24 protein-coding genes and 1 riboswitch are annotated in these 23,694 nt (G+C 48.4%); of the genes, 17 read left to right on the forward strand and 7 right to left on the reverse strand.

The genetic code is table 11. From position 1 onward, the window contains the following. Nucleotides 1-445: 445 nt before the first annotated feature. Nucleotides 446-1,219, reverse strand: a complete 774-nt coding sequence (locus ACESLK_RS05705) for an MBL fold metallo-hydrolase (protein ID WP_372663387.1) — start codon at nt 1,217-1,219, stop codon at nt 446-448. 111 nt (nt 1,220-1,330) lie between these two features. Between ACESLK_RS05705 and ACESLK_RS05710 the strand changes: the two genes are divergently transcribed. Continuing rightward, on the forward strand, nt 1,331-1,969 hold the full coding sequence (locus ACESLK_RS05710; RefSeq protein WP_372663389.1) for a TVP38/TMEM64 family protein: 639 nt from the start codon (nt 1,331-1,333) through the stop codon (nt 1,967-1,969). Here ACESLK_RS05710 and pyk read toward each other — a convergent pair. Together pyk and ACESLK_RS05720 are read right to left on the reverse strand one after the other, a co-directional pair. Beyond that, the gene (gene pyk / locus ACESLK_RS05715) at nt 1,916-2,992 is read right to left on the reverse strand and encodes a pyruvate kinase (RefSeq protein ID WP_372663390.1); all 1,077 of its coding nucleotides are present in this window, start codon (nt 2,990-2,992) and stop codon (nt 1,916-1,918) included. The genes ACESLK_RS05710 and pyk overlap by 54 nt on opposite strands. Before the next feature lie 18 nt (nt 2,993-3,010). Next, nucleotides 3,011-4,102 (reverse strand): DctP family TRAP transporter solute-binding subunit, encoded by a 1,092-nt coding sequence (locus ACESLK_RS05720; RefSeq protein ID WP_372663392.1) that lies wholly within the window; start codon nt 4,100-4,102, stop codon nt 3,011-3,013. 126 nt (nt 4,103-4,228) lie between these two features. Between ACESLK_RS05720 and ACESLK_RS05725 the strand changes: the two genes are divergently transcribed. From ACESLK_RS05725 to ACESLK_RS05760, 8 genes are all read left to right on the forward strand, one after another. Beyond that, the gene (locus ACESLK_RS05725) at nt 4,229-5,809 is read left to right on the forward strand and encodes an ATP-binding protein (RefSeq protein ID WP_372663394.1); all 1,581 of its coding nucleotides are present in this window, start codon (nt 4,229-4,231) and stop codon (nt 5,807-5,809) included. Then, nucleotides 5,806-6,513: a response regulator gene (locus ACESLK_RS05730; RefSeq protein ID WP_372663396.1), complete on the forward strand. Its 708-nt coding sequence runs from the start codon at nt 5,806-5,808 to the stop codon at nt 6,511-6,513. Before ACESLK_RS05725 ends, ACESLK_RS05730 begins: the two co-directional genes overlap by 4 nt. Nucleotides 6,514-6,618: 105 nt before the next feature. Then, on the forward strand, nt 6,619-8,043 hold the full coding sequence (locus ACESLK_RS05735; RefSeq protein ID WP_372663398.1) for an NAD-dependent malic enzyme: 1,425 nt from the start codon (nt 6,619-6,621) through the stop codon (nt 8,041-8,043). A 22-nt stretch (nt 8,044-8,065) separates the two neighbouring features. Then, nucleotides 8,066-9,361, forward strand: coding sequence for a dicarboxylate/amino acid:cation symporter (locus ACESLK_RS05740; RefSeq protein WP_372663400.1), 1,296 nt, complete (start codon nt 8,066-8,068; stop codon nt 9,359-9,361). A gap of 102 nt (nt 9,362-9,463) precedes the next feature. Beyond that, nucleotides 9,464-9,808, forward strand: coding sequence for an ASCH domain-containing protein (locus ACESLK_RS05745; protein WP_372663689.1), 345 nt, complete (start codon nt 9,464-9,466; stop codon nt 9,806-9,808). Between the two features lie 272 nt (nt 9,809-10,080). Next, entirely contained in the window at nt 10,081-11,142 is a 1,062-nt protein-coding gene (locus ACESLK_RS05750; protein ID WP_372663402.1) for an ABC transporter substrate-binding protein, read from the forward strand. Nucleotides 11,143-11,206: 64 nt separating this feature from the next. Next, nucleotides 11,207-12,133 carry an ABC transporter permease gene (locus ACESLK_RS05755; protein ID WP_372663404.1) on the forward strand — a complete coding sequence of 309 codons (927 nt, stop codon included), beginning with the start codon at nt 11,207-11,209 and terminating at the stop codon, nt 12,131-12,133. Further along, on the forward strand, nt 12,133-12,927 hold the full coding sequence (locus tag ACESLK_RS05760) for an ABC transporter ATP-binding protein (RefSeq protein ID WP_372663406.1): 795 nt from the start codon (nt 12,133-12,135) through the stop codon (nt 12,925-12,927). The genes ACESLK_RS05755 and ACESLK_RS05760 overlap by 1 nt, the downstream gene beginning before the upstream one ends. 73 nt (nt 12,928-13,000) lie before the next feature. Here ACESLK_RS05760 and ACESLK_RS05765 read toward each other — a convergent pair whose 3' ends face one another. After that, nucleotides 13,001-14,089, reverse strand: coding sequence for an oxidoreductase (locus ACESLK_RS05765; protein WP_372663408.1), 1,089 nt, complete (start codon nt 14,087-14,089; stop codon nt 13,001-13,003). 159 nt (nt 14,090-14,248) lie between these two features. Here ACESLK_RS05765 and ACESLK_RS05770 point away from each other — a divergent pair, with 159 nt between their 5' ends. From ACESLK_RS05770 to queF, 5 genes are all read left to right on the forward strand, one after another. After that, nucleotides 14,249-15,115 (forward strand): LysR family transcriptional regulator, encoded by an 867-nt coding sequence (locus ACESLK_RS05770; protein ID WP_372663410.1) that lies wholly within the window; start codon nt 14,249-14,251, stop codon nt 15,113-15,115. 88 nt (nt 15,116-15,203) lie between these two features. After that, a riboswitch (PreQ1 riboswitch) is annotated at nt 15,204-15,249 on the forward strand. Nucleotides 15,250-15,349: 100 nt separating this feature from the next. After that, entirely contained in the window at nt 15,350-16,015 is a 666-nt protein-coding gene (gene queC / locus ACESLK_RS05775) for a 7-cyano-7-deazaguanine synthase QueC (RefSeq protein ID WP_372663412.1), read from the forward strand. Further along, on the forward strand, nt 16,012-16,452 hold the full coding sequence (locus ACESLK_RS05780; protein ID WP_372663414.1) for a 6-carboxytetrahydropterin synthase: 441 nt from the start codon (nt 16,012-16,014) through the stop codon (nt 16,450-16,452). Before queC ends, ACESLK_RS05780 begins: the two co-directional genes overlap by 4 nt. Then, a complete protein-coding gene (queE, locus tag ACESLK_RS05785; RefSeq protein WP_372663416.1) occupies nt 16,452-17,177 on the forward strand; it encodes a 7-carboxy-7-deazaguanine synthase QueE in 726 nt (241 codons plus the stop codon). The genes ACESLK_RS05780 and queE overlap by 1 nt, the downstream gene beginning before the upstream one ends. 22 nt (nt 17,178-17,199) lie before the next feature. After that, nucleotides 17,200-17,697, forward strand: a complete 498-nt coding sequence (gene queF, locus ACESLK_RS05790) for a preQ(1) synthase (protein ID WP_372663418.1) — start codon at nt 17,200-17,202, stop codon at nt 17,695-17,697. An 8-nt stretch (nt 17,698-17,705) separates the two neighbouring features. Here queF and ACESLK_RS05795 read toward each other — a convergent pair whose 3' ends face one another. Together ACESLK_RS05795 and ACESLK_RS05800 are read right to left on the reverse strand one after the other, a co-directional pair. Continuing rightward, complete coding sequence (locus ACESLK_RS05795) at nt 17,706-18,287, reverse strand: CGNR zinc finger domain-containing protein (RefSeq protein WP_372663420.1); 582 nt, start codon at nt 18,285-18,287, stop codon at nt 17,706-17,708. Nucleotides 18,288-18,333: 46 nt separating this feature from the next. After that, nucleotides 18,334-19,074: an MBL fold metallo-hydrolase gene (locus ACESLK_RS05800; protein ID WP_372663422.1), complete on the reverse strand. Its 741-nt coding sequence runs from the start codon at nt 19,072-19,074 to the stop codon at nt 18,334-18,336. A 203-nt stretch (nt 19,075-19,277) separates the two neighbouring features. Here ACESLK_RS05800 and ACESLK_RS05805 point away from each other — a divergent pair, with 203 nt between their 5' ends. Then, nucleotides 19,278-20,249 (forward strand): alpha/beta fold hydrolase, encoded by a 972-nt coding sequence (locus tag ACESLK_RS05805; protein WP_372663424.1) that lies wholly within the window; start codon nt 19,278-19,280, stop codon nt 20,247-20,249. A 107-nt stretch (nt 20,250-20,356) separates the two neighbouring features. Then, nucleotides 20,357-21,802, forward strand: coding sequence for a DEAD/DEAH box helicase (locus ACESLK_RS05810; RefSeq protein ID WP_372663426.1), 1,446 nt, complete (start codon nt 20,357-20,359; stop codon nt 21,800-21,802). 66 nt (nt 21,803-21,868) lie between these two features. On the opposite strand, the gene ACESLK_RS05815 is transcribed toward ACESLK_RS05810, so the two are convergent. Continuing rightward, nucleotides 21,869-22,732, reverse strand: coding sequence for a helix-turn-helix domain-containing protein (locus ACESLK_RS05815; protein ID WP_372663428.1), 864 nt, complete (start codon nt 22,730-22,732; stop codon nt 21,869-21,871). Between the two features lie 136 nt (nt 22,733-22,868). Between ACESLK_RS05815 and ACESLK_RS05820 the strand changes: the two genes are divergently transcribed. Further along, complete coding sequence (locus ACESLK_RS05820; RefSeq protein WP_372663430.1) at nt 22,869-23,645, forward strand: phytanoyl-CoA dioxygenase family protein; 777 nt, start codon at nt 22,869-22,871, stop codon at nt 23,643-23,645. The last annotated feature ends 49 nt before the right edge of the window (nt 23,646-23,694 follow it).

The following is a 23,694-nucleotide window of genomic DNA, read 5'->3' on the forward strand; positions in this document are numbered from 1 at the left end:
CCTGTAATATGATCTATATATCCTGAAACAGGCTGGTGGCATCGAATTAGAAGTAGATTTACTGCTATATCTCAGAATACAGAAAAATTCATTAAGATTAGTGGTTGATATACATCTAAACGTAATTGATAACTCCGCTTAAGAACGTGACAATCGGTTTATTTGTAACTATCAGAGGGAGTATAAGATTCTATGCCCTTATTCTCTATCTGACAGCACGATACAAACGTCTGCAACCGTCCCAAGGACGGCGAAGTCGTTTTTTTTGAGCTGTGATCACGCGTAATCCGAGCCTTAATGACGATATCCCTTCGACTCAGGGGATGACTTGTTCGATTTATTCTTCGACTGAGCGAAGGGGATATCGTCATAAAGACACCTTTGGTTACGCATATACTTACATAATGCACACGCATTGTTTCGTTAATGTAGTAAGGAGAGAGCTCTAGGTAACGTAACTGTTGTTCTTCGGTATGGCGATTCGATCGAAATCCTGTGCCAAGCTGGCAAGTCCTTGCCGCAACTGATTCCCAAACATGGGTACACCGTGCCCGGTTATGGCAGCTTGTGGCTTAAGTGCTTCTAGCTTCTTGACGGAATTCCATGCATCCTGCCAATCGAACGTGAAATAAGCGGGAGGACCATGAATTTCTTCTTCTTGCATGAGAACGGCAAAAGCAGATTCTTGCTTAACTGTGATGAACGCGTCCCCTGCAACAATCACGCGATCTGCATCTCGGAAGAGTGAGACATGACCTTCTGTATGACCAGGGGTATGAATCCAACGCCAATCTGGCAACGCGGGGATACTTCCATCTGACGGCAAGGCTTGAACCCGTTGACTAATGTCTATCCCCTTATGCGGGTATAGGGGGGATATACTTGCCAAAAGCCCGCCGCCTACACTAGGATCCGCTTCGGGATAATCAGCCTTTCCCGTTAGGTAGGGCAATTCCTTCTCATGGGCGTATACGGGAACGTTCCATCTCTCGAGCAGGCCCTGAAGGGAGCCCACATGATCAAAGTGACCATGGGTAAGGACAATAGCCCGTGGCTTTTCCGACCGAAAGCGTTCCTTAGCTTCTTCTGCGATATTATCGGAGAACGTTCCGACACCTGCATCGACCAAGACCCACTCTTCGCTGCCGGGACTTCCAATCAGCACAACGTTGGCCATTAAGGTTCTCATATACGTTAGATCGCTGGGCAATACGCTCATATTTGCTTCCCTCCACTTTTTTCCTATAGGATGTGTTTGCGGGTTTAAAATATACACTCCTTTGCAGTGGCGTGGTGTATAGTCTACAAACAATAGGGTGGGAGAATGTGAATGCTTAAAAAATTGAGCTTAGCGATTCTGTATATGGGGATAGCATCTCTGATTTATCTGTACGGGGAAGACATCTTGGATTGGTTTCACCAATCCGACAATATAGCGTTAATCGCCCTGATGGCAGTGTTAATGGCCTTGTTCCCGGTTATTCCTTATCCCTTTGTTGGGGGAGTGCTCGGTGCGGCTTTTGGACCCGTTCTAGGCGGGGTTATAACCTGGGTGGGCTCGACTGCAGCTTCAATACTGATGTTCTTGTTTGTCCGTTATGGTTATCAGGAATGGGGATCAAGGGTCTTATACCGTTACAATAGTTTAGGCAAGATCACCGAGTTATTCGAGAGAAATGCGTTTTTGACGATCATTTTTGCTCGGTTAATTCCTTTTGTACCCTCATTCATCATCAACATCTATGCGGCTTTAAGCCGTGTTTCCTTTGGTGCTTATGCACTTTCCTCCGCCTTAGGCAAGGTTCCAGCGATGCTGTTGTTTGCATTAGTGGGGGACAGCTTGGTTAGGGAGCCGCGAAACATGATGATAACCATTGGGATATATGTTGTATTTATTTCGATGACCCTCGTTTCGCTAAAGCGCATCAAACGGCGGATAGCCGTACAAAGCCTCCAGCGTAAAATCTGACTCTCCCTCTTTGCCTGCTTTTTCCGCGAAACTGGCGACCGTTCCAAGTACCTTCGTGCTTTGAACCGGATATTTGCCGACCGAGCTTTCCGCCGACAGCATCACCGCGCGAGTCCCATCGAGCACCGCTTGGAACACGTCCGTCACTTCGGCGCGCGTAGGCACCGGATGTTCGATCATGGACTGCAGCATGTGTGTGGCGGTAATTACATAAGTCCCCGATCGGCTGCATTCACGAAGCAGCGCTTTCTGAATGAACGGAATTTGCTCGAAAGGCAGTTCGACCCCCAGATCTCCTCTCGCGATCATGATACCGTCCGAAGCCTCCCTTATCGATCTGAAGTTGAGAACGGCCTGAACCGTTTCGATCTTCGAAATGATGCCGGGTGTTCTCCCGTTCATCATGGAGTCAAGAAACCTGCGGATTTCCTCCAGATGCGACGCCTCGCGGACAAATGAACATGCAATGAAGTCAATCTCCTGCCCGTTCAGGAATTGAAGGTCTTTTTTGTCTTTCTCAGTTAAGGCGGTCAGGCGAAGCTTCGTCCCCGGAAGATTGACGCCTTTGCGGCTTCCGATCGTCCCTCCGACGAGCACCTGCGTAACGATTCGTTCCGGGCTCGATTCCGTCACCCGGAGCTTCACTTCCCCGTCATTTATCAGAATGACGGCGCCGCTGCGGATATCCTCCAGCACGCTTGGGTTGTCGAGCGCGGCACGTTCCCGTCCTCCCGGCTCTTCAAGCCGATCCAGAATGAACGTTTCCCCTTCTTTCAGCCGAGCTTCATCTCCAGCTAACTTCCCGAGCCGGATTTTCGGTCCTTGAAGGTCTCCCATGATCCGCACGGGTTTTCCCGTTTCGCTGCTTGCTGCCCTGATGGCTTCAATCGCTTGTTTGTGACTGTCATGATTCCCGTGAGACATATTCAGCCGGGCGATATTCATTCCGCTCAGCAGCAGTTCTTTCAGAACCGCGGTCGACGAGCTGGATGGCCCTATTGTGCAAACCAAATCGATACTCATCAGAAATCATCCTCCGATTTAATCGTTATTGTAATCTAGGGCGGGCGGCGGTTGATCGGAGAACCGATTCCTGAGCTCGTAAACGGCTTCCATCAGCTCTTTGCCTATATACGGTTCAACCTCTTGGTATACGGGCTCAAGAGTTTGCTGCCATTCTCTCCGTTCTTCAGGGGAAAGAATATGAATGCCCATCTGGTTTTTCTTTATTAACTCTTCCCATTGTTTGCGATTGGTGGAGATGGCATTCTGATTCGCCCAGGCCGTCGTTTCTTGCATGGCCTCGGCAATAGCCTTCCTCTGGTTTTGCGGCAGCTTTTCCCAAAATGATTTATTCATCAACACGCCATAACCCAAGTAAGCATGGTTGCTTAAGGTGAGATGCTTTTGAACCTCATACAGCTTCTTGGAGTATATGTTCGAAATCGTATTTTCGCCTGCATCCACCTTACCTGATTCCATGCTGCGATAGACTTGATTAAAGGGGATACTTATCGTGGTCGCCTTCAAATGATGAAATTGAGCCTCAATGACTTTGCTGGGAAGAATCCGAAAACGCAAATCTCGGAAGTCTTCCGGATGGACGAGTAAGCCGCGATTCGAGGTCATCTGCTGAAAGCCGTTTCCCCAGAAGCCTAATCCGATTATTCCTTCCGGCTCCAATTTGCGCAATAAAATGTCCCCGATTGTACTTTGAAACGCTTGCTCTACTGCGGCTTCATTCTGGAATGCAAACGGAAGATCCATGACCATCCATTCGGGAACCACTTCCGATATGTTAGAGAAGCTCGGAGCAATCATCTGTACCCTGCCGCGCTGCAGAGCCTCGACTTCATCCGTTTCATTATAAAGGCTGGCATTAGGGAATAATTCCACTCTGACGCTGTCATTCGTTTTGTCTTTGACTAACCTGGCAAACTCTTGAGCCGCTAAGCCTTTAGGGGTGTTTTCCGCAACGACATAGCTGAATTTGATTATGGTCTGTTGGCCGAGCCCGATTTGTTCATCGTCATACGCGCTTGGAGTGTTATTGAATTGAGAGAAAAAACCGATTCCGATTGCCGTTATGAGCCCAATCAAGATAAATATTCCGATTCCCCAAAACGTTCTCATGCCTAACCTCCCTCAGTTGCTCCTGTTGTTTTATTTCAGTGTATCATGATTAAATGAGGATGAGTAAAAACGACCTGTGGTTGAACAGAAAGCGTGGGTGCGGGTATGAAGATCAAGGGGCTTCGCATGAATTGGAAAATTACGATCCTGTCGTTCGGCATCGTACTCTTCGCGATATGTATCGGCGGTATTATTCTGATCGGGCGAATTATCCACTTGCAGGACGAGGAGCTTGGGCAAAGACTGCTCGTGACCTCGCGTACGGTTGCGCAGCTGCCCTCCGTTATCAATGGACTGTCTGAACAAAGCCATCGTGAAGAAATCAATCCCATTGCGGATCGCATCCGAATCATCAATGAAGTTGATTATATCGTAGTGATGGATATGGACGGCATTCGTTGGTCGCACCCGTCCAAATATCGAATCGGACATCCGTCCCAAGGGACGGATGAGCGATCCGCATTTGCCGAGAATACCTATATCTCTAAGGCAACCGGCGAACGGGGCGTTGCGCTTAGAGCCTTCGTGCCTGTAATGAACGAGCAGCATGAACAGGTAGGCATCGTGCTCACCGGACAGCTGGTACCGGGGCTCGCCGATGTTATTCTCGATATGCGCGGGCAGATTTATGTAACGGTGCTGCTGTCCATGCTTTTTGGCGTGTGGGGCTCATGGATGCTGTCGCGGCATATTAAGGAGCAGATGTTTCAATTGGAACCGCAAGAAATTGCGCAGCTGCTCGTGGAGCGAACGGCAACCTTTAATGCGATGCATGAAGGGGTTATTGCCATCGACAGCATGGAAAACATAACTGTATTTAACGATAAGGCCAAACAAATGCTGCATCTTGAAGGAAATGTTCTGGGACGACCGATCCGCGAGGTTCTGCCGGATACGAGATTGCCGGAAATTTTACAGCAGAATCATGCTATCTATAATCAAGAACTTCATATAGGCCCTGCTCTTATTCTAAGCAATAGAGTGCCCATTAAGGTTGGGAATGAGACGGTCGGTGCAGTCGCTATATTCCAAGATCGTACGGAGGTTACGAAAATCGCGGAAGAGCTGACCGGGGTCAAAGCTTTTGTCGATGCGCTGCGCGTGCAAAATCATGAATACATGAATAAGCTCCATACGATCGGGGGTCTTATTCAGCTGGATCATAAGCAAAAGGCGTTAGACTATTTGTTTCAGACGATAGAGTCCCAATCGGAGCTAAGCGGCTTTCTTTCCAGCAGGATTGAAAATGAAAACGTGGCAGGACTTCTCATCGGTAAAATCAGCCGCGGTAAAGAGCTGGGCATCGAGGTTCGATTGGATCGCAACAGCAGGCTGAAAGAGTTTCCGAAGTATTTGGATCAACACGATATTGTTGTCATTTTAGGAAACTTAATCGAAAACGCATTTGACGCATTGCAGCAAAAAACAGGGAGCAAAGAGGTTTTTGTAAGCATGGAACAAGATGACGAGGTGCTTTCCATCTTGGTTGAGGATAATGGGAACGGCATGGATAGGGAGACTAAGCAGCGTATTTTTGAACGGGGCTTCTCGACAAAAGGCGGCGAAAGTAGAGGAATCGGGTTATATTTGATCCAGAATATCGTAAACAAAAGCGGAGCCCACATGGAAGTAGAATCGGCGGTCGGACAAGGTACAAGCTTTATGCTTACCTTTCCGATGATTAACAAAGGGGATGGAGAATCATGATCAGAGTCGTACTCATTGAAGATGATCCGATGGTGCTGGAGGTTAATAAGCAATTCGTGGAGCGGGTTCCCGGATTTGAAATTGTCGGGACAGCATCCGACGGCATGGAGGGAATCGATAAGGTTCGTGCTCTGAAGCCGGATTTAGTCATTTTGGATATCTATATGCCAAGGTTAAACGGATTGGACACTTTACGGCAAATTCGCAATGAGCACCTCGAGGTAGATGCCATTGCTATTACGGCAGCTAATGATATTCCCACGATCCAGCGAATGCTTCATCATGGCGCAGTCGACTATATCATGAAGCCTTTTCAATTCGACCGAGTGCGGCAGGCATTGCAAAATTATCAATTGATAAGGAGCAGACTGAATAATTGCTTAACTCTGTCACAAGCGGATTTGGACCATCTGTGGCATGACAAGCAATCAACGGCAACGGCGCAACCTTCGCAGGAATGGAATGACGAGATGCCCAAAGGGCTGCAGGAGCACACGATGAAACAAGTGATGCTGTTCCTGGTTCATCAACAGAAGCCCTTATCCGCGGAAGAAGTGGCAGAAGGCGTTGGATTGGCTAGGGTAACGGCACGCAGGTATTTGGAGCACTTGGAGAAGAAAAAGCAGGTCAGAATAAATATTGAGTACGGTGGAGTCGGACGTCCGGTTAATCGATACGTATGGGTTTCGGAAGGTTTAAAGTGAATACCAAAAAGACCATAAGTACCAATATGGTCAAATTGTTCACGCCCATTTATGAAAGCGGTATCATGAATTCAAACCTAGTACATCAACTTTTGAGGTGAACCGATGTCCATTCCTTCCGGAGCCAATACCAGCATTATTTTACGTCTTGAATTAGATAAAGAGACAGCCTCGTTCGGCAGAATCGCAACTGCGATCAGCGATACCGGCGGAGATATTATCGCCATTGACGTCGTTAGAACGGAGAAGACGACAACTGTTCGGGATATCACGATTAATGTCCGTGATCATAATCACTCCGAGCTCATCTCGACTACAATCAGCAAGCTATCCGGTGTAACGGTTATCCACGTTTCCGATCAAACTTTTCTCCTTCATTTGGGAGGGAAGATCGAAATGAGTCCCAAGTATCCGATCAAAAACCGGGACGATCTTTCCAGGGTCTATACGCCCGGCGTTGCCAGAGTATGTATGGCCATCCATGATAAACCTTCCCTAGCTCATACGCTGACGATCAAGCGTAATACAGTAGCTGTCATATCGGACGGATCCGCTGTGTTAGGTCTCGGCAATATCGGACCGGAAGCGGCCATGCCCGTGATGGAAGGAAAGGCGATGCTGTTCAAGCAGCTGGCTGGCGTGGATGCTTACCCCATATGTTTGGCGACACAGGATACAGATGAAATTGTAAGTATTGTGAAAGCGCTCTCCCCAACATTTGGCGGAATTAACTTGGAGGATATCTCGGCGCCGAGATGTTTTGAGATCGAAAAGCGGCTCATTGAGGAGCTGGATATCCCGGTGTTCCACGATGATCAACATGGGACTGCAGTTGTGCTGTTAGCGGGATTGTACAATGCGGTGAAGATCGTGAACAAGAAGCTGGAGGACTGCAAAGTCGTGCTTTGCGGCGTTGGTGCGGCTGGGACAGCATGTACCAAGATGCTGATGGCAGCAGGTGTGACGAACATCATCGGTGTTGACAAGACAGGAGCGATAACGAAAGCCGGCCATTACGATAACCCTTTCTGGCAATGGTATGCGGATCATACGAATCCGGAGCAGATTAGCGGCTCATTAGCCGAGGTGATTGAGGGCGCGGATATCTTTATCGGTGTATCAGGTCCTGGTGTTTTGAAAAAAGAAGACGTTGCCAAAATGGCTAAGGACGCAATCGTCTTCGCGATGGCCAATCCCGTGCCTGAAATTCTTCCTGAGGATGCGGCCCCCTATGTACGAGTAATGGCGACAGGGCGCTCGGATTATCCGAATCAGATCAACAACGTACTTTGCTTTCCCGGCCTGTTTCGGGGCCTGCTCGATTGCAGGGCATCGCGGGTTACGGAAAGGATGAAGCTGGCAGCTGCCAAGGCGATCGCGTCTGTAGTTCCGGAGGATGAATTGAATGAATTCTACATTATTCCAAGCGTATTTAACCCATCCGTAGCCGAGCGAGTTCAAGAGGCCGTCATTAGCGCGGCATACGAAGACGGCGTTGCTAGAAGACGCCGGGAAAAAGTGAAATCCTAATAAAGAAAAGAGGCGGATTCGCATGAAATTTATGAAGAACTTGACTGTACAGGTGCTTGTTGCGATTGTATTGGGAATTCTGTTGGGGATTGTATTTCCAAGCTTTGCAGAAAACCTAAAGGTGCTTTCAGACGTATTTATTAAAATGATAAAGATGGTCATTGCTCCAATTGTATTCTTTACGATTGTAATCGGCTTTGCCAATATGGGCGATATGAAGAAAATCGGCCGAATCGGCGGGAAAGCGCTGCTTTACTTTGAAATTATCACAACGTTTGCAATGGCTATCGGAATCGCCGTTATGTACATTGTACAGCCGGGTAAAGGCATGAATACAAGCGGGGCTGAAGCGAGTGATGTGACCAAATATACGGATCAAGCCGCTGAAACCAGCCACGGCTTCATGGATTTCCTGGTAGGGATTGTCCCCGATAGTGTGATCGGTGCGTTCGCCAAAGGCGAAATGCTTCCTGTATTGTTCTTCTCCGTCTTGTTTGGCCTCTCGATCGCAGGGCTTGGCGACAAGGCAAAGCCGGTAACGAGCTTTTTCGAAAAAATGAACGATATCTTCTTCCGCCTGGTTGCCATTATTATGAAATTCTCGCCGGTTGCCGCCTTTGGCGCCATGTCCTATACGATTGGCAAGTTCGGATTAGATTCCTTGTTTTCACTTGGGAAAATGATGGGCTCAGTGTACATCACAATGGCGCTATTCATCTTCGTTGTTTTGGGCGGTATTTGCAAATTCTATGGATTCAGTCTTCTAAAGCTGCTTCGTTTCATTAAAGAAGAGCTTCTTCTCGTGCTGGGAACTTCCTCCTCCGAATCCGCGCTTCCGCGGGTAATGGACAAGCTGGAGAAATTCGGCGCATCGAAGCCGGTTGTCGGACTTGTCGTGCCGACAGGCTATTCGTTTAATCTGGACGGAACATCAATTTATCTATCCATGGCCGCGTTATTCATCGCCCAAGCTTATGGCGTTCAATTGGATTGGATTCAGGTATTGACCTTGCTTGGCGTATTAATGCTAACCTCGAAGGGGGCGGCAGGCGTTACCGGGTCAGGGTTCGTAACGTTAGCCGCGACGCTGGCCGCCATACCGAGCAATGTCATACCTATTGAAGGAATGGCTCTGCTGATAGGGGTCGATCGCTTTATGTCAGAGGCAAGAGCGATCACGAACATCATCGGCAATAGCGTGGCAACCATTGTCATCGCGAAAAGCGAAAACCAGTTCAACCCCGATGCTCAGAAAGAAACTTCGAAAACACCGGATATCATTGTTGACTCTGCCGTAATACCTGGAAAAACCGCATAAAAAGGCAGATGAGCCATAGAAACGGCCCGGCAAAGGTGCAATGGTACATCATTCGTGATAAAGTGAGTGGATCAAACCATTGGAGGATAATAAAAAGTGCAGATGCAGCCCGAGGGCAATGAGTTGCCGCCTAAAACATGTACGATTGAACGCCTGATTACCGTGCAAGCAGATATTGATAAAGTCCTGACAGGCAGTAAAACAGCCACCCGCCGCAATGGGCGCTACGCCGATGTTGGTGAAATAATGACGCTGCAAGACCATCAGTATGTGGTAGAGAAGGTCTATTCACAGTCGCTTGGCGAGTTGACCGACGAGCATGCCAGACAAGAGGGCTACCCCAATGTAGAGGAATATAAGCAATCCATCCTCTCCTTTCACCCCGGCATGCCATGGCTGCCGCAAATGCGGGTATGGGTACATGAATTCAGCCCTGTCCGGGAGTAGTGTTGATCTAGGTTGGTGAGCTCGCTGTTATTTCGGAGGAGGATGAAGGGGGGATTTACTCCCCATCATCCTTCTTTTCAGTTCATAGTTTGTTTGCCCAAATAATGTAAATATGTATAAAACATGGGTTAATTGTAACATGCAGATTAAATTGAATTGACGAACAGTGGAGAGCCTATTAAACTAGTAATGATTCTTTGTAGCTTTTAAGGTCCAAAGCATTTCCATCCTTAAAAAAGCGTCAATGATATATAAGGAAAAGAGGTAATAAAATGAAAAGAAAAATGTTAACAACACTCGTATTATCTACAGCTTTGATGTTGGCCGTAGTTGGCTGCGGAGCTAAAGAAGAAAAAGCAGGCTCGGCATCACCAAGCGCTGCGGCTTCGGAGTCTCCGGCATCAGAAAGCCCGGCTGCGAAAACTTACTCTATTGCAATCTCTCAGATTGCACCGCATCCTTCCTTGGATGCGACTAAAGAAGGCTTCCTGGCAGCGCTTAAGGATGCGGGAATCATTGAAGGCGAGAACCTGAAGATAGATGATAACAACGCTCAGGGCGAGCAAAGCAACAACCTGGCGATCGCACAGAAGATCGCTTCAGGAAAGCATGATCTAGCACTAGGGATCGCTACTCCTTCCGCACTGTCTCTCGCGGATAATGTTAAAGATTATCCGGTATTATTCGCAGCAGTAACTGATCCTCTTGACGCTCAGATCGTAAGTAACATGGACAAGCCGGGCGGCAATGTATCCGGTGCTTCCGATACGAACCCGGCTGCGATTACGCAATTGATGGATTTCATAGCGGAGAACTTTAGCAATGTCAAAACAGTCGGCGTAGTCATCAACGAGGGCGAACCGAATGCGGTCATCATGACGAAGCAAGCGGAAGAAGCTTTGGCCGCTCATAACATCAAGCTGGTTAAAGCAGCGGTCACCAACACTTCCGAAGTGCAGCAAGCCGCGCAGTCCCTAGTTGGGCGTGCTGACGCGATTTACATCACCCTGGATAATACAGTTGTAAGCGCAGTTGACGCCATTCTCAAGGTTGCTGCTGATAATAAGCTCCCGTTCTTCTCCAGCGATAGAGATACTGTAGAGGCCGGAGCATTCGCGACTGTCGGTTTCAAATACTATGATCACGGATATCAAGTCGGTCAAATGGCTGTCGAAATTCTGAAGAACGGCCAAAACCCAGGAGATATGAAAGTTACGGTACCGGAAAAGCTGGACTTCATTCTTAATCTTAAGGCTGCAGAAGCACTAGGAATCACGGTAACGGATGCGATGAAGGATAAAGTAAAGGACAAGGAAAATAATATCATTCAGTAATTGCAATCGGGGTGGACGACTCCTGTCGTTTACCCCGTTTCTCTATTGTTAAGGAGGATATAAAATGCTTCTAGCCATTGAAGGGGCAACTGAGCTTGGCCTTCTTTATGCGGTTATGGCCCTCGGAGTTTATATTACGTACCGCATTTTGGACTTTCCCGACTTAACGGTCGACGGCAGCTTCACAACAGGTGGAGCGGTAGCGGCGATCATGATCACCTATGGCTACAATTCTTGGATGGCCACGTTAGCCGCATTCGCCGCCGGACTCGCCGCCGGAGCTTGCACCGGACTTCTGCATACCAAAGGGAAAATAAACGGGCTTTTATCCGGTATCTTGATGATGATTGCCTTATACTCCATTAATCTAAGGATTATGGGCAAGCCTAACATCGGTTTTTCTAAAACCGACACCCTGTTCACAACGATTTCGGAGCATGCTTTTTCCTATATGATCATTCTTATCGTAATTGCTTTAGTGATTAAATTGTCGCTGGATGCTTTTCTTCATACGGATATGGGCCTTGCGCTGAGGGCGACCGGAGACAATTCTAGAATGATACGCAGCCTCGGCGCGAATACGGATAACACCACGATCGTCGGCGTCAGCTTGTCGAACGGGATGGTTGCAGTCTCGGGAGCATTGATTGCGCAACAATCGAGTTTCGCAGACATTAATATGGGAGTCGGTATGATTGTTATCGGTTTAGCTTCGGTAATCATCGGCGAGGCAATCTTCGGTGCGAGAACGGTATTCCGGGCAACTCTAGCGGTTGTTCTAGGAGCCATTGTCTACCGAATCGTATATGCACTAGCCTTGCGTATCGAATGGATGAAGGCAACGGATATGAAGCTGATTACAGCCCTTATTGTCATTATCGCTCTCGTGCTTCCGACCGTGCAGCGGGCGATTAAGCAACGCGGCCTTGCCCGGAAGCGCTCATCTGAATTGGCGGCGGCAGCTTCATCCGGTAAGGGAGGAAGAGTCTAATGCTGCAGATCATAAATGTAACTAAATTATTCAACCCTGGCACCCCCGACGAAAAAGTAGCTTTAATGAACGCTAATCTGCAATTTAAGCCTGGAGATTTCGTTACGGTCATCGGAAGCAACGGTGCGGGGAAGTCGACCTTGATGAACCTTATTTCTGGCGTGATGAAACCGGACATTGGCGAGGTGCGAATCGAAGGTAATGCGATCCAACAGCTTCCGGAGCATCAGAGAAGCCGCTGGATCGGGCGAGTATTCCAAGATCCGATGGCCGGAACAGCTCCCCGGATGTCCATCGAAGAAAATTTGGCAATGGCCTATATGCGCGGGAAGAAGCGGGGCTTCGGCTGGGGTGTTACTTCCGCGAGGCGCGGAATCTTCCGTGAACAGCTGTCACGTTTAGGCATCGGCTTGGAGAATCGTCTAAGCGCCAAGGTCGGGCTATTGTCGGGTGGAGAGCGACAAGCTCTCAGCTTGCTGATGGCAACCTTCACGAAGCCGCAAATTCTGCTGCTTGATGAGCATACGGCTGCTTTGGATCCTGCCCGTGCTGAGCTCATAACACAATTAACAGAAAGCATTGTCCGTGAGATGAAGCTGACAACTCTTATGGTTACTCATAACATGGAGCAAGCGATCAGGCTCGGCAATCGGCTCATCATGATGGATAAAGGACGCATCATTCTAGATATCCCCCAGGAACGCAAGAGCAGCTTAACCGTCGCGCAGCTCCTTGGCGAATTCGAAAGGATCAGCGGACATCAACTGTCAGATGACCGGATCGTGCTTGGATAAAAAAGTTGTTTCAGAAAGTGAATGGAGAAGGTAGCTGTCCCTTAGGTCCGTTGTGACCGGAGGGATAGCTTTTTTAAATTACTTCATCTTCCCTCAGCGTCGCCATAGGGTGCAGGAATTGATGGTCGAACGAATAGAGAGCGATTCCATCTTTCGCTTTATTCACCCAATCCGGATTTGCCAATGCGCTAGTGCCAATCGCGACCAGGTTAGCATCGCCCGCCGTCAACAGCTGCTCCGCCGTTTCTGGCTCGCCGAGCTTGCCATTTGCGATGACGGGCAGTCTACCGTATTTTACTGCGAGCTTGGCCAGCGTTAGGTCACCATCCGCGAAAGCAGACGCAAACGCCTTGTATTCCGTTGTATGGATATAGGTAGGAGAAGCAGTACTAAGTTTCTCGAAAATAATTTGGGCATCATCAATTCCGTTCGCCCACTTATGGTAGAAATCATTCACTTTTCCTTGAGAGATACGAACGCCTACCGTAAAATCCGGGCCTACGGCGGCTCTAATCGCTTCTAGCACCTCCACGACGATTCGAATACGTCTCTTTGTGGAACCTCCGTATTCATCCGTTCTGAGATTCGTGTAATCGGTAATAAATTGATCGAGCAAATAGCCGTTGGCGGCGTGCACTTCAACCCCGTCGAATCCGACCTGCTTGGCGCGAAGGGCGGCAAGGGCATAATTATCGATCACCTGCCGGATTTCCGAGATCGTCATCGACCTTGGGACGGCAAATTCCCCGGAGCCTCCATGGTCTACCAACATTGTTCCAACCGGCTTAACAGCGGAAGGCGCTATCGGCATAAATCTGTCGTGTTGAACGAGTGCACCCGCATGCATGAGCTGTGCGATTATACGTCCGCCTTCGTGATGCACGGAGTTTACAACGGGTCTCCAAGACTCGGCCTGATCATCATTGGCAATGCCGGGCTGGTTTATATAAGATTGGCTGTTTATTGAATCCGAATAAAGACCTTCCGTAATGATAAGACCGAATCCCCCCTTTGCAAACCGCGTATAATAACTGGCCATCCGGTCGTTTGCCAGACCGTTCGGTTCTGCGCTTGTGCGCGTCATCGGTGAAAGCGCCGCCCGGTTAGGCAACTGCAGAGAACCTAACTGAAATGTGGACATAAGCTTGGAATAAGAACTCATATCGATATCCTCCTCAAATGAACGATGGACAGCATCGTACTTGGCTGCCTATAAATATCGTTTGCTTGAATTGATTGTAATTCGGCTGATCCATACTGTAAAATGATTGTTATTGATAGATGTATCAATAATATTGATACCTAAAGTGAAGGTGTTCTAATGGAATTAATGGATCTTAAAGTAGTGCTGGCGATCATGGAGGAAGGCAGCGTATCGAGCGCTGCGAGGAGGCTGGATTACGTGCAATCGAACGTCACTGCGCGTGTCCGCAAGCTGGAAATGGAGTTAGGCGTTCAATTGTTCAACAGAAATCCGAAGGGCGTAACTCCGACCGAAAAGGGACTTGCCCTCTGCAAGTATGCGTCGGACATTCTTAGAATGGCTGATGAAGCCTTAATGGCGGTGAAGGAACCGGACTATCCCTGCGGGCCGCTTACAATCGGCATCGTGGAGACGATCGCTTCCTCTGGCCCTTTTATCCAGGCGCTGTCTGAGTTTCAACGTCGTTATCCAGAAGTCTCGTTATCGTTGATCACCGGAACGTCGCCGCAAAATTACGAGAAAGTGTTGAACCGTCAGCTGGATGGCGCATTCTTCACAGGTGACTTCAATATGTCCGCATTGGAAGTAGAGGCGGAGATTCGGGATGAAGTCGTCCTACTGACAACAAGTGAAGTTCATCAATCGTCTGAGGCACCCAATATAGCGAATGCGGTTTGGGTTGTATTCCCAAAGGGTTGTCCCTTTAGGGTTGCAAGCGAAGAGTGGCTTCGCAACGAAGGAACTCCGATCACTAACATGATCGAAATCAGCACGTTGGAAACGATGCTCAACTGCGTACGGGCAGGACTTGGCTTCGCGCTCTTGCCCAAATCGGTCATTACCTTGGCTGATGAACGGCTGCGGGCTTACCCTGTCCCGGAACAATATCGATACACGACTACACGACTGGTTCGCCGCAATGAACCATTTTGCAGTAAAGCATTCGCCGCATTCTCGGAATGCGTAAGGGCTTCGGGTTTTTGACGGCGGTTTACTATCGCAAAACCGCTATTGATGTTACAATGATAACAACAGCATACAAATCCGAGTGCGGCCGTCAGTCAGCGGCGCTTCGGGAGAGGTTCTAGCAAACACCCTCTATAAAAAACTAAGGAAACGGTACCTCCTTGGGTGCCGTTTTTTTATTTTTTATACGAATTGTCCTAGAGACTCTCGTACTTTTGCCCGGTTAAGGGTAGATCTGGGAGGAAACACATCATGAAATCAGAAAAAGCAGTAGTTGTCTTTAGCGGGGGCCAGGACAGCACAACCTGTCTATTCCAGGCTATAAGACAGTTTGAAACGGTGGAAGTAATCACGTTCGACTACGGCCAACGTCATAAACTTGAGCTTACGTCCGCCGCTCGAATTGCAGCGGATTTAAATATTAAACAGCATGTCCTTGATATGTCTTTAATTAACCAGCTGGCGCCAAATGCGTTAACGAGAGACGATATAGCCATAGAGCAAAAGGAAGGGGAGCTTCCTTCGACATTTGTGGATGGGCGGAACCTGCTGTTTCTGTCCTTTGCGGCTGTGCTTGCGAAGCAGCAGGGCGCACGGCATATCGTAACGGGAGTAAGCCAATCCGACTTCAGCGGCTATCCCGATTGCAGGGACGTGTTTATTAAGTCGCTTAATGTTACGTTAAATCTTGCGATGAATTACGAGTTCGTCATCGATACGCCGCTGATGTGGCTGACCAAAGCGCAGACGTGGCAGCTTGCGGATGATCTGGGCGCTTATGACTATGTACGGGAAAACACATTAACCTGCTACAACGGCATTATTGCCGATGGCTGCGGGGAATGTCCGGCCTGCTTGCTGCGCTCAAACGGGCTGCGCGAGTACGAAGCGGCGAGAATCGAGGGAAGACGTTTATGATTCAACAAATTTATCCATCAACCGCGCATCCTTTTCGATATGAGTTGAATAAAGATATGCATTTCGCCGCCGCTCATTATATTCCGAGCGAGAGCGCGGGAGAGTGCAGCAAGCTGCACGGACATACCTATTTCGCTAATGTAACGATAGCTGGCAACGAGCTGGATGAGAGCGGCTTTCTCGTTAACTTCGCACTGATCAAGAAGCTGATTCATAATCGGTTCGATCATTCCAGCCTCAATGAGCATACCGATTTGTTCAGTGACGAAGATCCGAGCCTCTTTCCAACGACGGAGAATGTGGCCAGGATTCTGTATGAGATTACGCAGGAGCTCCTTGACGGGACAACCAACAAACCGCAGTGCGTACAAATCTTTCTGCGGGAAACGCCGACCAGCTATGTCGTTTTCCGTCCTCATGCGGGGAGGGCTCTCTAATGTCCAGCCGGTTTCCCGTAATGGAAATCTTCGGGCCAACCGTTCAAGGAGAAGGAATGGTCATCGGCCAGAAGACGATGTTCGTCCGTACGGCGGGCTGCGACTACCAATGTGCCTGGTGCGATTCCGCTTTTACTTGGGACGGTACGGGTAAAGAGGATATACGTATGCTGACTGCACAGGAGATTCTAGAGGGGCTGCGTGCGATCGGGGGAAACACGTTCTCTCACGTAACCATCTCCGGAGGGAATCCAGCGCTGCTTCCCCGTTTAAACGAGCTGACCGAGCTGCTGCACCAAAGCGAAATCTCCGTTGCTCTAGAGACACAGGGCAGTATCTGGCAGGACTGGTTCCTGCAGGTCGACGAATTGACGCTGTCGCCTAAGCCGCCAAGCTCTGGAATGACAACGGATTGGGATAAGCTTGATATGATCGTTGGAAAGCTCGCGGAGCATGGACGGAATTTCAGTCTAAAGGTCGTTGTGTTTGATGAACTGGATTTACAGTATGCGACTATTGTTCATAAACGATATAGCGGAGTCCCCTTCTACTTACAGGCAGGGAATGACGATGTTACGGAGCAGGATACTGCTGTATTATTGAGTCGCCTAGTAAGTCAATATACGTGGCTGGTCGAGAAGGTTATGGTATCGAGCGAGCTAACGAACGTAAGAGTTCTTCCACAGCTGCACTCATGGGTGTGGGGCAACAAGCGTGGAAAATAACAACCAAAGGAGAGATACACAAATGTCAGGACGAAATGAAGCAGACTTGGAAGGAATCACCCTTCTTGGCAACCAAGGAACACAATATGCGCACACCTATACACCATCTATTTTAGAAACCTTTGATAACAAGCATCCTTACCGGGACTACCGAGTAAAGTTCAACTGCCCGGAATTCACGAGCCTTTGCCCGATTACGGGCCAACCGGATTTCGCAACCATTTACATCGCCTACATCCCTGATTTGAAAATGGTCGAAAGCAAGTCGCTCAAGCTTTACTTGTTCAGCTTCCGTAACCATGGAGACTTTCATGAGGACTGCATCAACATTATTATGAACGATCTTATCGAGCTGATGTCGCCGCGTTTCATCGAGGTCTGGGGCAAATTTACCCCGCGAGGAGGGATCTCGATCGATCCTTATTGCAACTATGGACGCACAGGAACCAAATATGAGGAAATGGCGGAATACCGCATGATGAACCATGACCTGTATCCGGAGAAAGTGGATAATCGGTAAGATCAGGATTATTTCAAGGTACGTTCTTTTTTCTTCGCGTAAAACTCTGCAGCTTTCTGCCGATTACCGCATAAGTCCATGCTGCACCAGCGCCGCCGGCCGCTTTTGGATGTGTCCACGAAGTGAATGATGCACTCCTCATGCTCGCATTTCCGAATTCGTTCCGGAGGATACTTATTAAGCAGATCAGCGAGGGAGTCCAGTATCGCATACCGCAGCCGGTCGGCGAGACTGCGTCCTTCATAGATAAGAACTGGTTGGCCCTGATGCCGATCAATGCGAACTTTAACATTCAGAATGGATGCTTCATTCGCGAGAACAGCATAGGTTTGTTCAGACAGGCGGCCTTCACGAAGCAGATCGGCGAGTGCATCTGCGCAGAGCTCCCTCAATGAGACCAGCTCACGGTAGAAGGAATCTGGAATTTGATCTAAACCGGATTCTCTGGTAAGCAGCTCATTATCGACCAGCCATCGCAGAACGTTACGGGGCTCCTCTAACGTATCTATCCTTCGTTTGTTTCGCATGATGAAGGTGTTGGCTAGATTGATCCACACCGAACCGCCGATCGTGAACATCGCTCGTTCCATCCTGTATCCTCCTCGTATGCTTTGAAGTCATGCCGCTCGCACGGCGCTATAAAGTTATCGTTTCCAATGCCTGAATCATACTAACCTTTACCTTACCATTCGAGGCTGTTGCTATACGATTCCCGATATCCGGCGTCTCCTTATATACTGGTGGATAATGGATGGCTCCATAGTGAATCGGCACAAGCGTTCTGGCTCCAAGGACTACAGCAGCCGATACTGCCTGTTCAGGCGTAAGGCAGATTGGTTGTGCGCTCGGAGTCTTCCCGGGCAACTCCAGCACAGCTCCGTTGACCGGCAGGCAGGCGGCATCGATAGGTCCGTATGTCTGGGCAATAGTCCACCAGTAGCCATGCCACAGTGTGTCTCCGCAATGTATAACCGTATGTCCGTCGCTCTTAATGATCCATGCAACCTGTATATCGCCTATGCCGTCAACGGAGGGCACGGCGGTTGCTGTCATGTCGGCTGCAATTTCGCAAGAGGAGCCGACGGTTACGCCTATGACTCTCTTCAGACCGGACGAGCGGGCTGTATGAGCAACTTCTGCTGGTACATAAACGGGAATCGAAGCGCCATATGCGGCTATAATCGCAGCAGGGTCGAAATGATCATCATGCAGATGGGTAACCAGCACGGCGTCGGTGTTCCCGAAGTGCTCCAGCGGGAACATTGGCTCCCGTGAACCCCCGAACTTCTCAGGAATTCGCGTTATCGGGTCAACAACAATCGCTGTGTTTCCTGCTGTAATACGAATACCTGCCCAAGGCAAACGTTGAATGTTCATTCGGAATCATCCTTTCAGCCTCTTTATTATAACCTGTAAAATTAACTTTTGACGGTTTGATGACGTCATAATATCAATCTTTGTATAACCTGTAAATAGGACTTGAGTCGGGGAATTAACTATCCTCAGGCAGGTGTTTACATCCTCTTTTTTCCACTATCATAACCTTGTTAGCAATCGATTCGTCCCGGGGGTTATATCGAATGAAGAAGTGGCGGAAGCTCTTTGTCAGAACCGTATTATGTGGGCTTGTCTTATTGATTGTGATGTTGACCGCGGGTTTTATTTATCAATGGTACGGCGAACGGCAGGATGCTAAAATATACAAACCCCTCGGAAAGCTGTACGAAGTACAAGGCGGCAAGATGCATCTGTCTACCGGAGGTCAAGGGGATATTACAGTCGTATTCACGTCGGGCTGGGGGACGTCTAATCCGACTGTAGACTTTTATCCGCTTGCGGAGGGGCTTGCAACTCATGTGAAATACGCCGTATACGATCGATTCGGTTACGGATATAGCGATATAACGAGCGCGCCCAGGGATGTGGATACGATTGTGGAAGAAATTCACGAGCTTCTAGTCGTGTCCGGGCAGAAGCCGCCCTATGTATTCGTGGGGCATTCCTTGGGGGCTCTTGAGGCAATCCGATATGCTCAGAAGTATCCGGAGGAAATGAAGGGAATCGTAATGGTGGAAGGCGGGAGTCCGGAATATTATGAATCTCGTAAGCCGCTCACTGTCATCCCGATTGTTCAGCGATTCTTGGTCAAGTCAGGAGCGGCAAGAGTGTTGTATCATTTTGACGGCTTTGCCGAGAGCCTGGCCGATCAGAAGAATGGGTTAAAGCTGCTGCCCGACAGCTTGAAGGATTTGGACCGTGTGTCCACGCTGCTGAAGGGGGCGAACCGGAATATGATCGATGAGATTCGAATGAGCCGGGAAAATGGGAGAACAATAATGGCAGGTACGAAGCCTTTGGCAATTCCAATAACCGTATTAACTGCTGACTATTTCGGTAAACTAGCTGACGATAAGGCTTGGATGGATTACGAGGCAGCACTATCGTCTTGGTCCACGGCAGGCAAACAGATCCTTGTACCGGGAACATCCCACTATCTGCACCATTACAGGCCTGACATCGTGATCAAAGAGATACTAGAAGTCGCGTTTTGATTACTTGGATGGTATGCGATTCGCCCGATCCGACTGGACAGTTGGGTGTAGTCTCGGCTATTGTTGGCTATATATAGAAGATGCAAAACCTCTAAAGGAGCCTATCGATGAGTGAAAGAAGCTTTAATGACTATAAATTGAGTGAAGAGATTGTTCGGGCGCTGGCTGGCTTGGGATATAAGGAGCCGACCGACGTTCAGAATAAAGTGATACCTATTGCGCTGACGAGGAAAGATATTGCGGTGAAATCACGGACGGGCAGCGGCAAGACAGCCGCATTCGGCATACCGATCTGCGAGTTGACTGACTGGGAGGAGAACAAGCCGCAGGCGTTAATCTTAACGCCGACGCGGGAGCTCGCCGCTCAAGTGAAAGAGGACATCACCAACATCGGAAGGTTCAAGCGGATTAAAGTGGCGGCCGTGTACGGCAGAGAGTCCTTTGCGAAGCAAACAGCCGAGTTAAAGCAGAAAACTCACGTGGTCGTGGGTACGCCGGGAAGGGTACACGATCATATCGACAGAGGAACGTTGGATCTAGGAGAAATTAAATATCTCGTTATCGACGAAGCCGATGAAATGCTGAACATGGGTTTTATCGAGCAGGTCGAGAAAATTATAAAGAAGCTGCCCAAAGATCGGATGACTCTTCTATTTTCCGCAACCTTACCTAAGGATGTAGAGAAGCTTTGCCACAAATATATGCGAAATCCGGTTGATATTGAGGTTCAGTCCACGGCTGTCACAACGACGCAAATTGATCATTCTCTCATCATTGTAAGGAATGACGACAAGTTTAACCTGCTCAAAGACGTTATCATTGTGGAGAACCCGGATAGCTGCATTATTTTTGGAAGAACCCAGGAGTCTGTAGACAATATCTATAAGCAGTTAGAGCAACTGGACTATGCCTGCGGCAAAATCCATGGGGGCATGGAGCAAGAGGATCGCTTCAAGGTGATGAACGAGTTCAGAAGAGGGGAATTCCGCTATCTGGTGGCGACGGATGTGGCTGCGAGAGGGATTGATATTGATAATATCACGCATGTCATCAATTATGATTTGCCCTTGGAATCAGAGAGCTACGTACATCGTACCGGAAGGACGGGACGCGCGGGCAAGACGGGGAAAGCCATTACTTTCGCCACGCCGAATGAGGACAAGTTCCTGGCGGATATTGAAAGTTACATTGGGTTCGAGATCCGTAGAAGGAAGGCACCCTCTACAGACGAGGTAGCTCTTAGAATGGCTGCTTTCGAGGAGAAGAAGCAGGCGCAGCCAACGATCAAGAAGGACAAGAACGAACAGCTAAACAAAGAGATTCTGAAGCTCTATTTCAACGGGGGCAAGAAGAAAAAGCTCCGGGCCGTTGACTTTGTGGGTACAATTGCGAGGATTGAGGGGGTATCGGCCGATGACATCGGGATCATTGCGATACAGGACCTCGTTACGTATGTGGATATTCTCAACGGCAAAGGTAATCTCGTGCTTAATGCGATGAAGACGACAACGATCAAAGGCAAGCAGCTAAAGGTATATGAGGCGAATAAGTAGTGAAAGCTTGCTGAACAAATTCCGGCTGCCGATATAACGTTGATTTGCTATTCCACGAGTGGCGAATCAACGTTTATTCTTGCGATATTTGCCCGGCGGCAGCTGCTTTTCTTTTGTAAACAGCCGTGTGAAATAATGGACCGAGGCAAATCCGGAAGCTTCTGCGATTTCCTTGATCGTTAATTCGCTATGCGCCAAGAGATCGGTTGCTTTGCGAATTCTTTCATTGCGGATAAAAGTGGTGAAGCTTTCATGAATTCCCTCGCCAAACAAGCGGGACAGATGACGCTCAGAGACGTTCAAATAATTAGCGATACTTCCGAGGCTGAGCGGCTGCGCCAGGTTATCGAGAATGTAGAGCTTAGCCTGTGAAAGAATAAGATTGGGGCCATGTCGCGTTGCGGCTGGCTTCTTTTCATTTTTTCCGAACAGAGTGAGGAATGATTGCAGTAAAGCATAAGCAACGACAGGTATAGCAGCCGATGGAAGTGTGCCTATATCTTGCTCCTGCAGTAATAAGGACTTCCATAGAAGCGCGGTCGGACATTCCTCATCTTCTTGAATCCAAATTTCCTGGCTTAGAGCGAGCTCTCGGAAATTCTCCGTCATAGAAGGTTGTGATTTCGATTCATCGATTTCAAAAGCAATATAAAGGAGGAACAACCCTTCCTGAGTACGAATTTGGTGTGTAATTCCGGGTCTAGAGCAGAAATGAGTTCCTTTAGCTAACGGGTAAAAGACGCCATTATCGGTATATTCGCCAATCCCGTCCATGACGTAACAGACCTCAAAGAAAGAATGCTTGTGTAGTGGATTATCCATTAATTTAGGGTAAATGCCCCAATAATGGACTTTGAAGCTAGCTGTTGAACCTACTAGGGAAATTGCTTCTTCATTTAATCGGGATAAACTCTCTTTGAGCAAATACATGACTTCCCCTTCTTTCAATGATGTCCTCTTTGTACAAAAATAAGGCCTCAACTATCAAAGACATATCAAGGAAATATTAATAAAATTATAACGTAGGGAAGGAAAATTCCAATAGGGATGTTGGGGAGGTTATCTTGTGATTGATAACAGCGATGTAGAATTTTACAAAGAAAATGGGTATCTTCTCGTTAAAAGCGTATTTAATGCTTCCGAAGTGGAGCGCATGCGTGAAGGATTAGAAAGGATCGTACAACGTGCTGCAGCATCGAAGGCAGATTCCAATGCGCAGTGGCAAGGTGATTTCCTGCCGCCGGAAGAACTGAAGAAGCTTGTGTTGAAAGGCTTTCACGACGTACATTATCATGATGCTTCTTTCCTGCAGGCGGCTGTTCATCCGAATATGGCAGCAGTACTCTCGCAGATTATTGGGCCAAACGTTCAATTGCATCACTCTAAGATGCTTGTGAAACCCCCTGAGGTTGGAGCGGCATTCCCGATGCATCAAGATAAGCCTTATTTCCCTCATCTCAATGATACTATGCTTGCTGCAAGCGTTCATCTTGACTTTGCCGATGAACAGAACGGGTGTCTTCGCGTCATTCCGGGTTCGCATAAGAATGGCGACCTGCCGCATGTGGGTCAATATTACTTGAATCATAAGCAATATCCGATTTCTCAAGGAATACCATGCATTGCGAATTCTGGGGATGTTCTGTTCTTTAACTATATGACGATACATGGATCAGAGAGTAATCGCAGCGAGAGAACTAGAAGGAACGTCCTGTATCAATATCGTGAAGCTAGCGATTATCCAACGGAGAATGTCCATATCAATTGGGGTCAGGGGCTTATGGTTTGCGGAGAGAATCCGAACTTCACGAAGGTGAGTCCGAAGTACCAGATCATTGAATAATATGGGTTATGGGAATTAATAAAGGCCGTGATATCTTCTAGCAAGTAGA

The sequence above is a fragment of the Cohnella sp. genome (assembly GCF_041640265.1).
In the GTDB taxonomy this organism is placed as follows: domain Bacteria; phylum Bacillota; class Bacilli; order Paenibacillales; family Paenibacillaceae; genus Cohnella.

Excerpts from the sequence above, each read along its gene's own strand:
- ACESLK_RS05705 (WP_372663387.1), bottom strand. The coding sequence starts at position 1,219 with ATGAGCGTATTGCCCAGCGATCTAACGTATATGAGAACCTTAATGGCC.
- ACESLK_RS05710 (WP_372663389.1), top strand. The coding sequence starts at position 1,331 with ATGCTTAAAAAATTGAGCTTAGCGATTCTGTATATGGGGATAGCATCT.
- pyk (WP_372663390.1), bottom strand. The coding sequence starts at position 2,992 with ATGAGTATCGATTTGGTTTGCACAATAGGGCCATCCAGCTCGTCGACC.
- ACESLK_RS05720 (WP_372663392.1), bottom strand. The coding sequence starts at position 4,102 with ATGAGAACGTTTTGGGGAATCGGAATATTTATCTTGATTGGGCTCATA.
- ACESLK_RS05725 (WP_372663394.1), top strand. The coding sequence starts at position 4,229 with ATGAATTGGAAAATTACGATCCTGTCGTTCGGCATCGTACTCTTCGCG.
- ACESLK_RS05730 (WP_372663396.1), top strand. The coding sequence starts at position 5,806 with ATGATCAGAGTCGTACTCATTGAAGATGATCCGATGGTGCTGGAGGTT.
- ACESLK_RS05735 (WP_372663398.1), top strand. The coding sequence starts at position 6,619 with ATGTCCATTCCTTCCGGAGCCAATACCAGCATTATTTTACGTCTTGAA.
- ACESLK_RS05740 (WP_372663400.1), top strand. The coding sequence starts at position 8,066 with ATGAAATTTATGAAGAACTTGACTGTACAGGTGCTTGTTGCGATTGTA.
- ACESLK_RS05745 (WP_372663689.1), top strand. The coding sequence starts at position 9,464 with ATGCAGCCCGAGGGCAATGAGTTGCCGCCTAAAACATGTACGATTGAA.
- ACESLK_RS05750 (WP_372663402.1), top strand. The coding sequence starts at position 10,081 with ATGAAAAGAAAAATGTTAACAACACTCGTATTATCTACAGCTTTGATG.
- ACESLK_RS05755 (WP_372663404.1), top strand. The coding sequence starts at position 11,207 with ATGCTTCTAGCCATTGAAGGGGCAACTGAGCTTGGCCTTCTTTATGCG.
- ACESLK_RS05760 (WP_372663406.1), top strand. The coding sequence starts at position 12,133 with ATGCTGCAGATCATAAATGTAACTAAATTATTCAACCCTGGCACCCCC.
- ACESLK_RS05765 (WP_372663408.1), bottom strand. The coding sequence starts at position 14,089 with ATGAGTTCTTATTCCAAGCTTATGTCCACATTTCAGTTAGGTTCTCTG.
- ACESLK_RS05770 (WP_372663410.1), top strand. The coding sequence starts at position 14,249 with ATGGAATTAATGGATCTTAAAGTAGTGCTGGCGATCATGGAGGAAGGC.
- queC (WP_372663412.1), top strand. The coding sequence starts at position 15,350 with ATGAAATCAGAAAAAGCAGTAGTTGTCTTTAGCGGGGGCCAGGACAGC.
- ACESLK_RS05780 (WP_372663414.1), top strand. The coding sequence starts at position 16,012 with ATGATTCAACAAATTTATCCATCAACCGCGCATCCTTTTCGATATGAG.
- queE (WP_372663416.1), top strand. The coding sequence starts at position 16,452 with ATGTCCAGCCGGTTTCCCGTAATGGAAATCTTCGGGCCAACCGTTCAA.
- queF (WP_372663418.1), top strand. The coding sequence starts at position 17,200 with ATGTCAGGACGAAATGAAGCAGACTTGGAAGGAATCACCCTTCTTGGC.
- ACESLK_RS05795 (WP_372663420.1), bottom strand. The coding sequence starts at position 18,287 with ATGGAACGAGCGATGTTCACGATCGGCGGTTCGGTGTGGATCAATCTA.
- ACESLK_RS05800 (WP_372663422.1), bottom strand. The coding sequence starts at position 19,074 with ATGAACATTCAACGTTTGCCTTGGGCAGGTATTCGTATTACAGCAGGA.
- ACESLK_RS05805 (WP_372663424.1), top strand. The coding sequence starts at position 19,278 with ATGAAGAAGTGGCGGAAGCTCTTTGTCAGAACCGTATTATGTGGGCTT.
- ACESLK_RS05810 (WP_372663426.1), top strand. The coding sequence starts at position 20,357 with ATGAGTGAAAGAAGCTTTAATGACTATAAATTGAGTGAAGAGATTGTT.
- ACESLK_RS05815 (WP_372663428.1), bottom strand. The coding sequence starts at position 22,732 with ATGTATTTGCTCAAAGAGAGTTTATCCCGATTAAATGAAGAAGCAATT.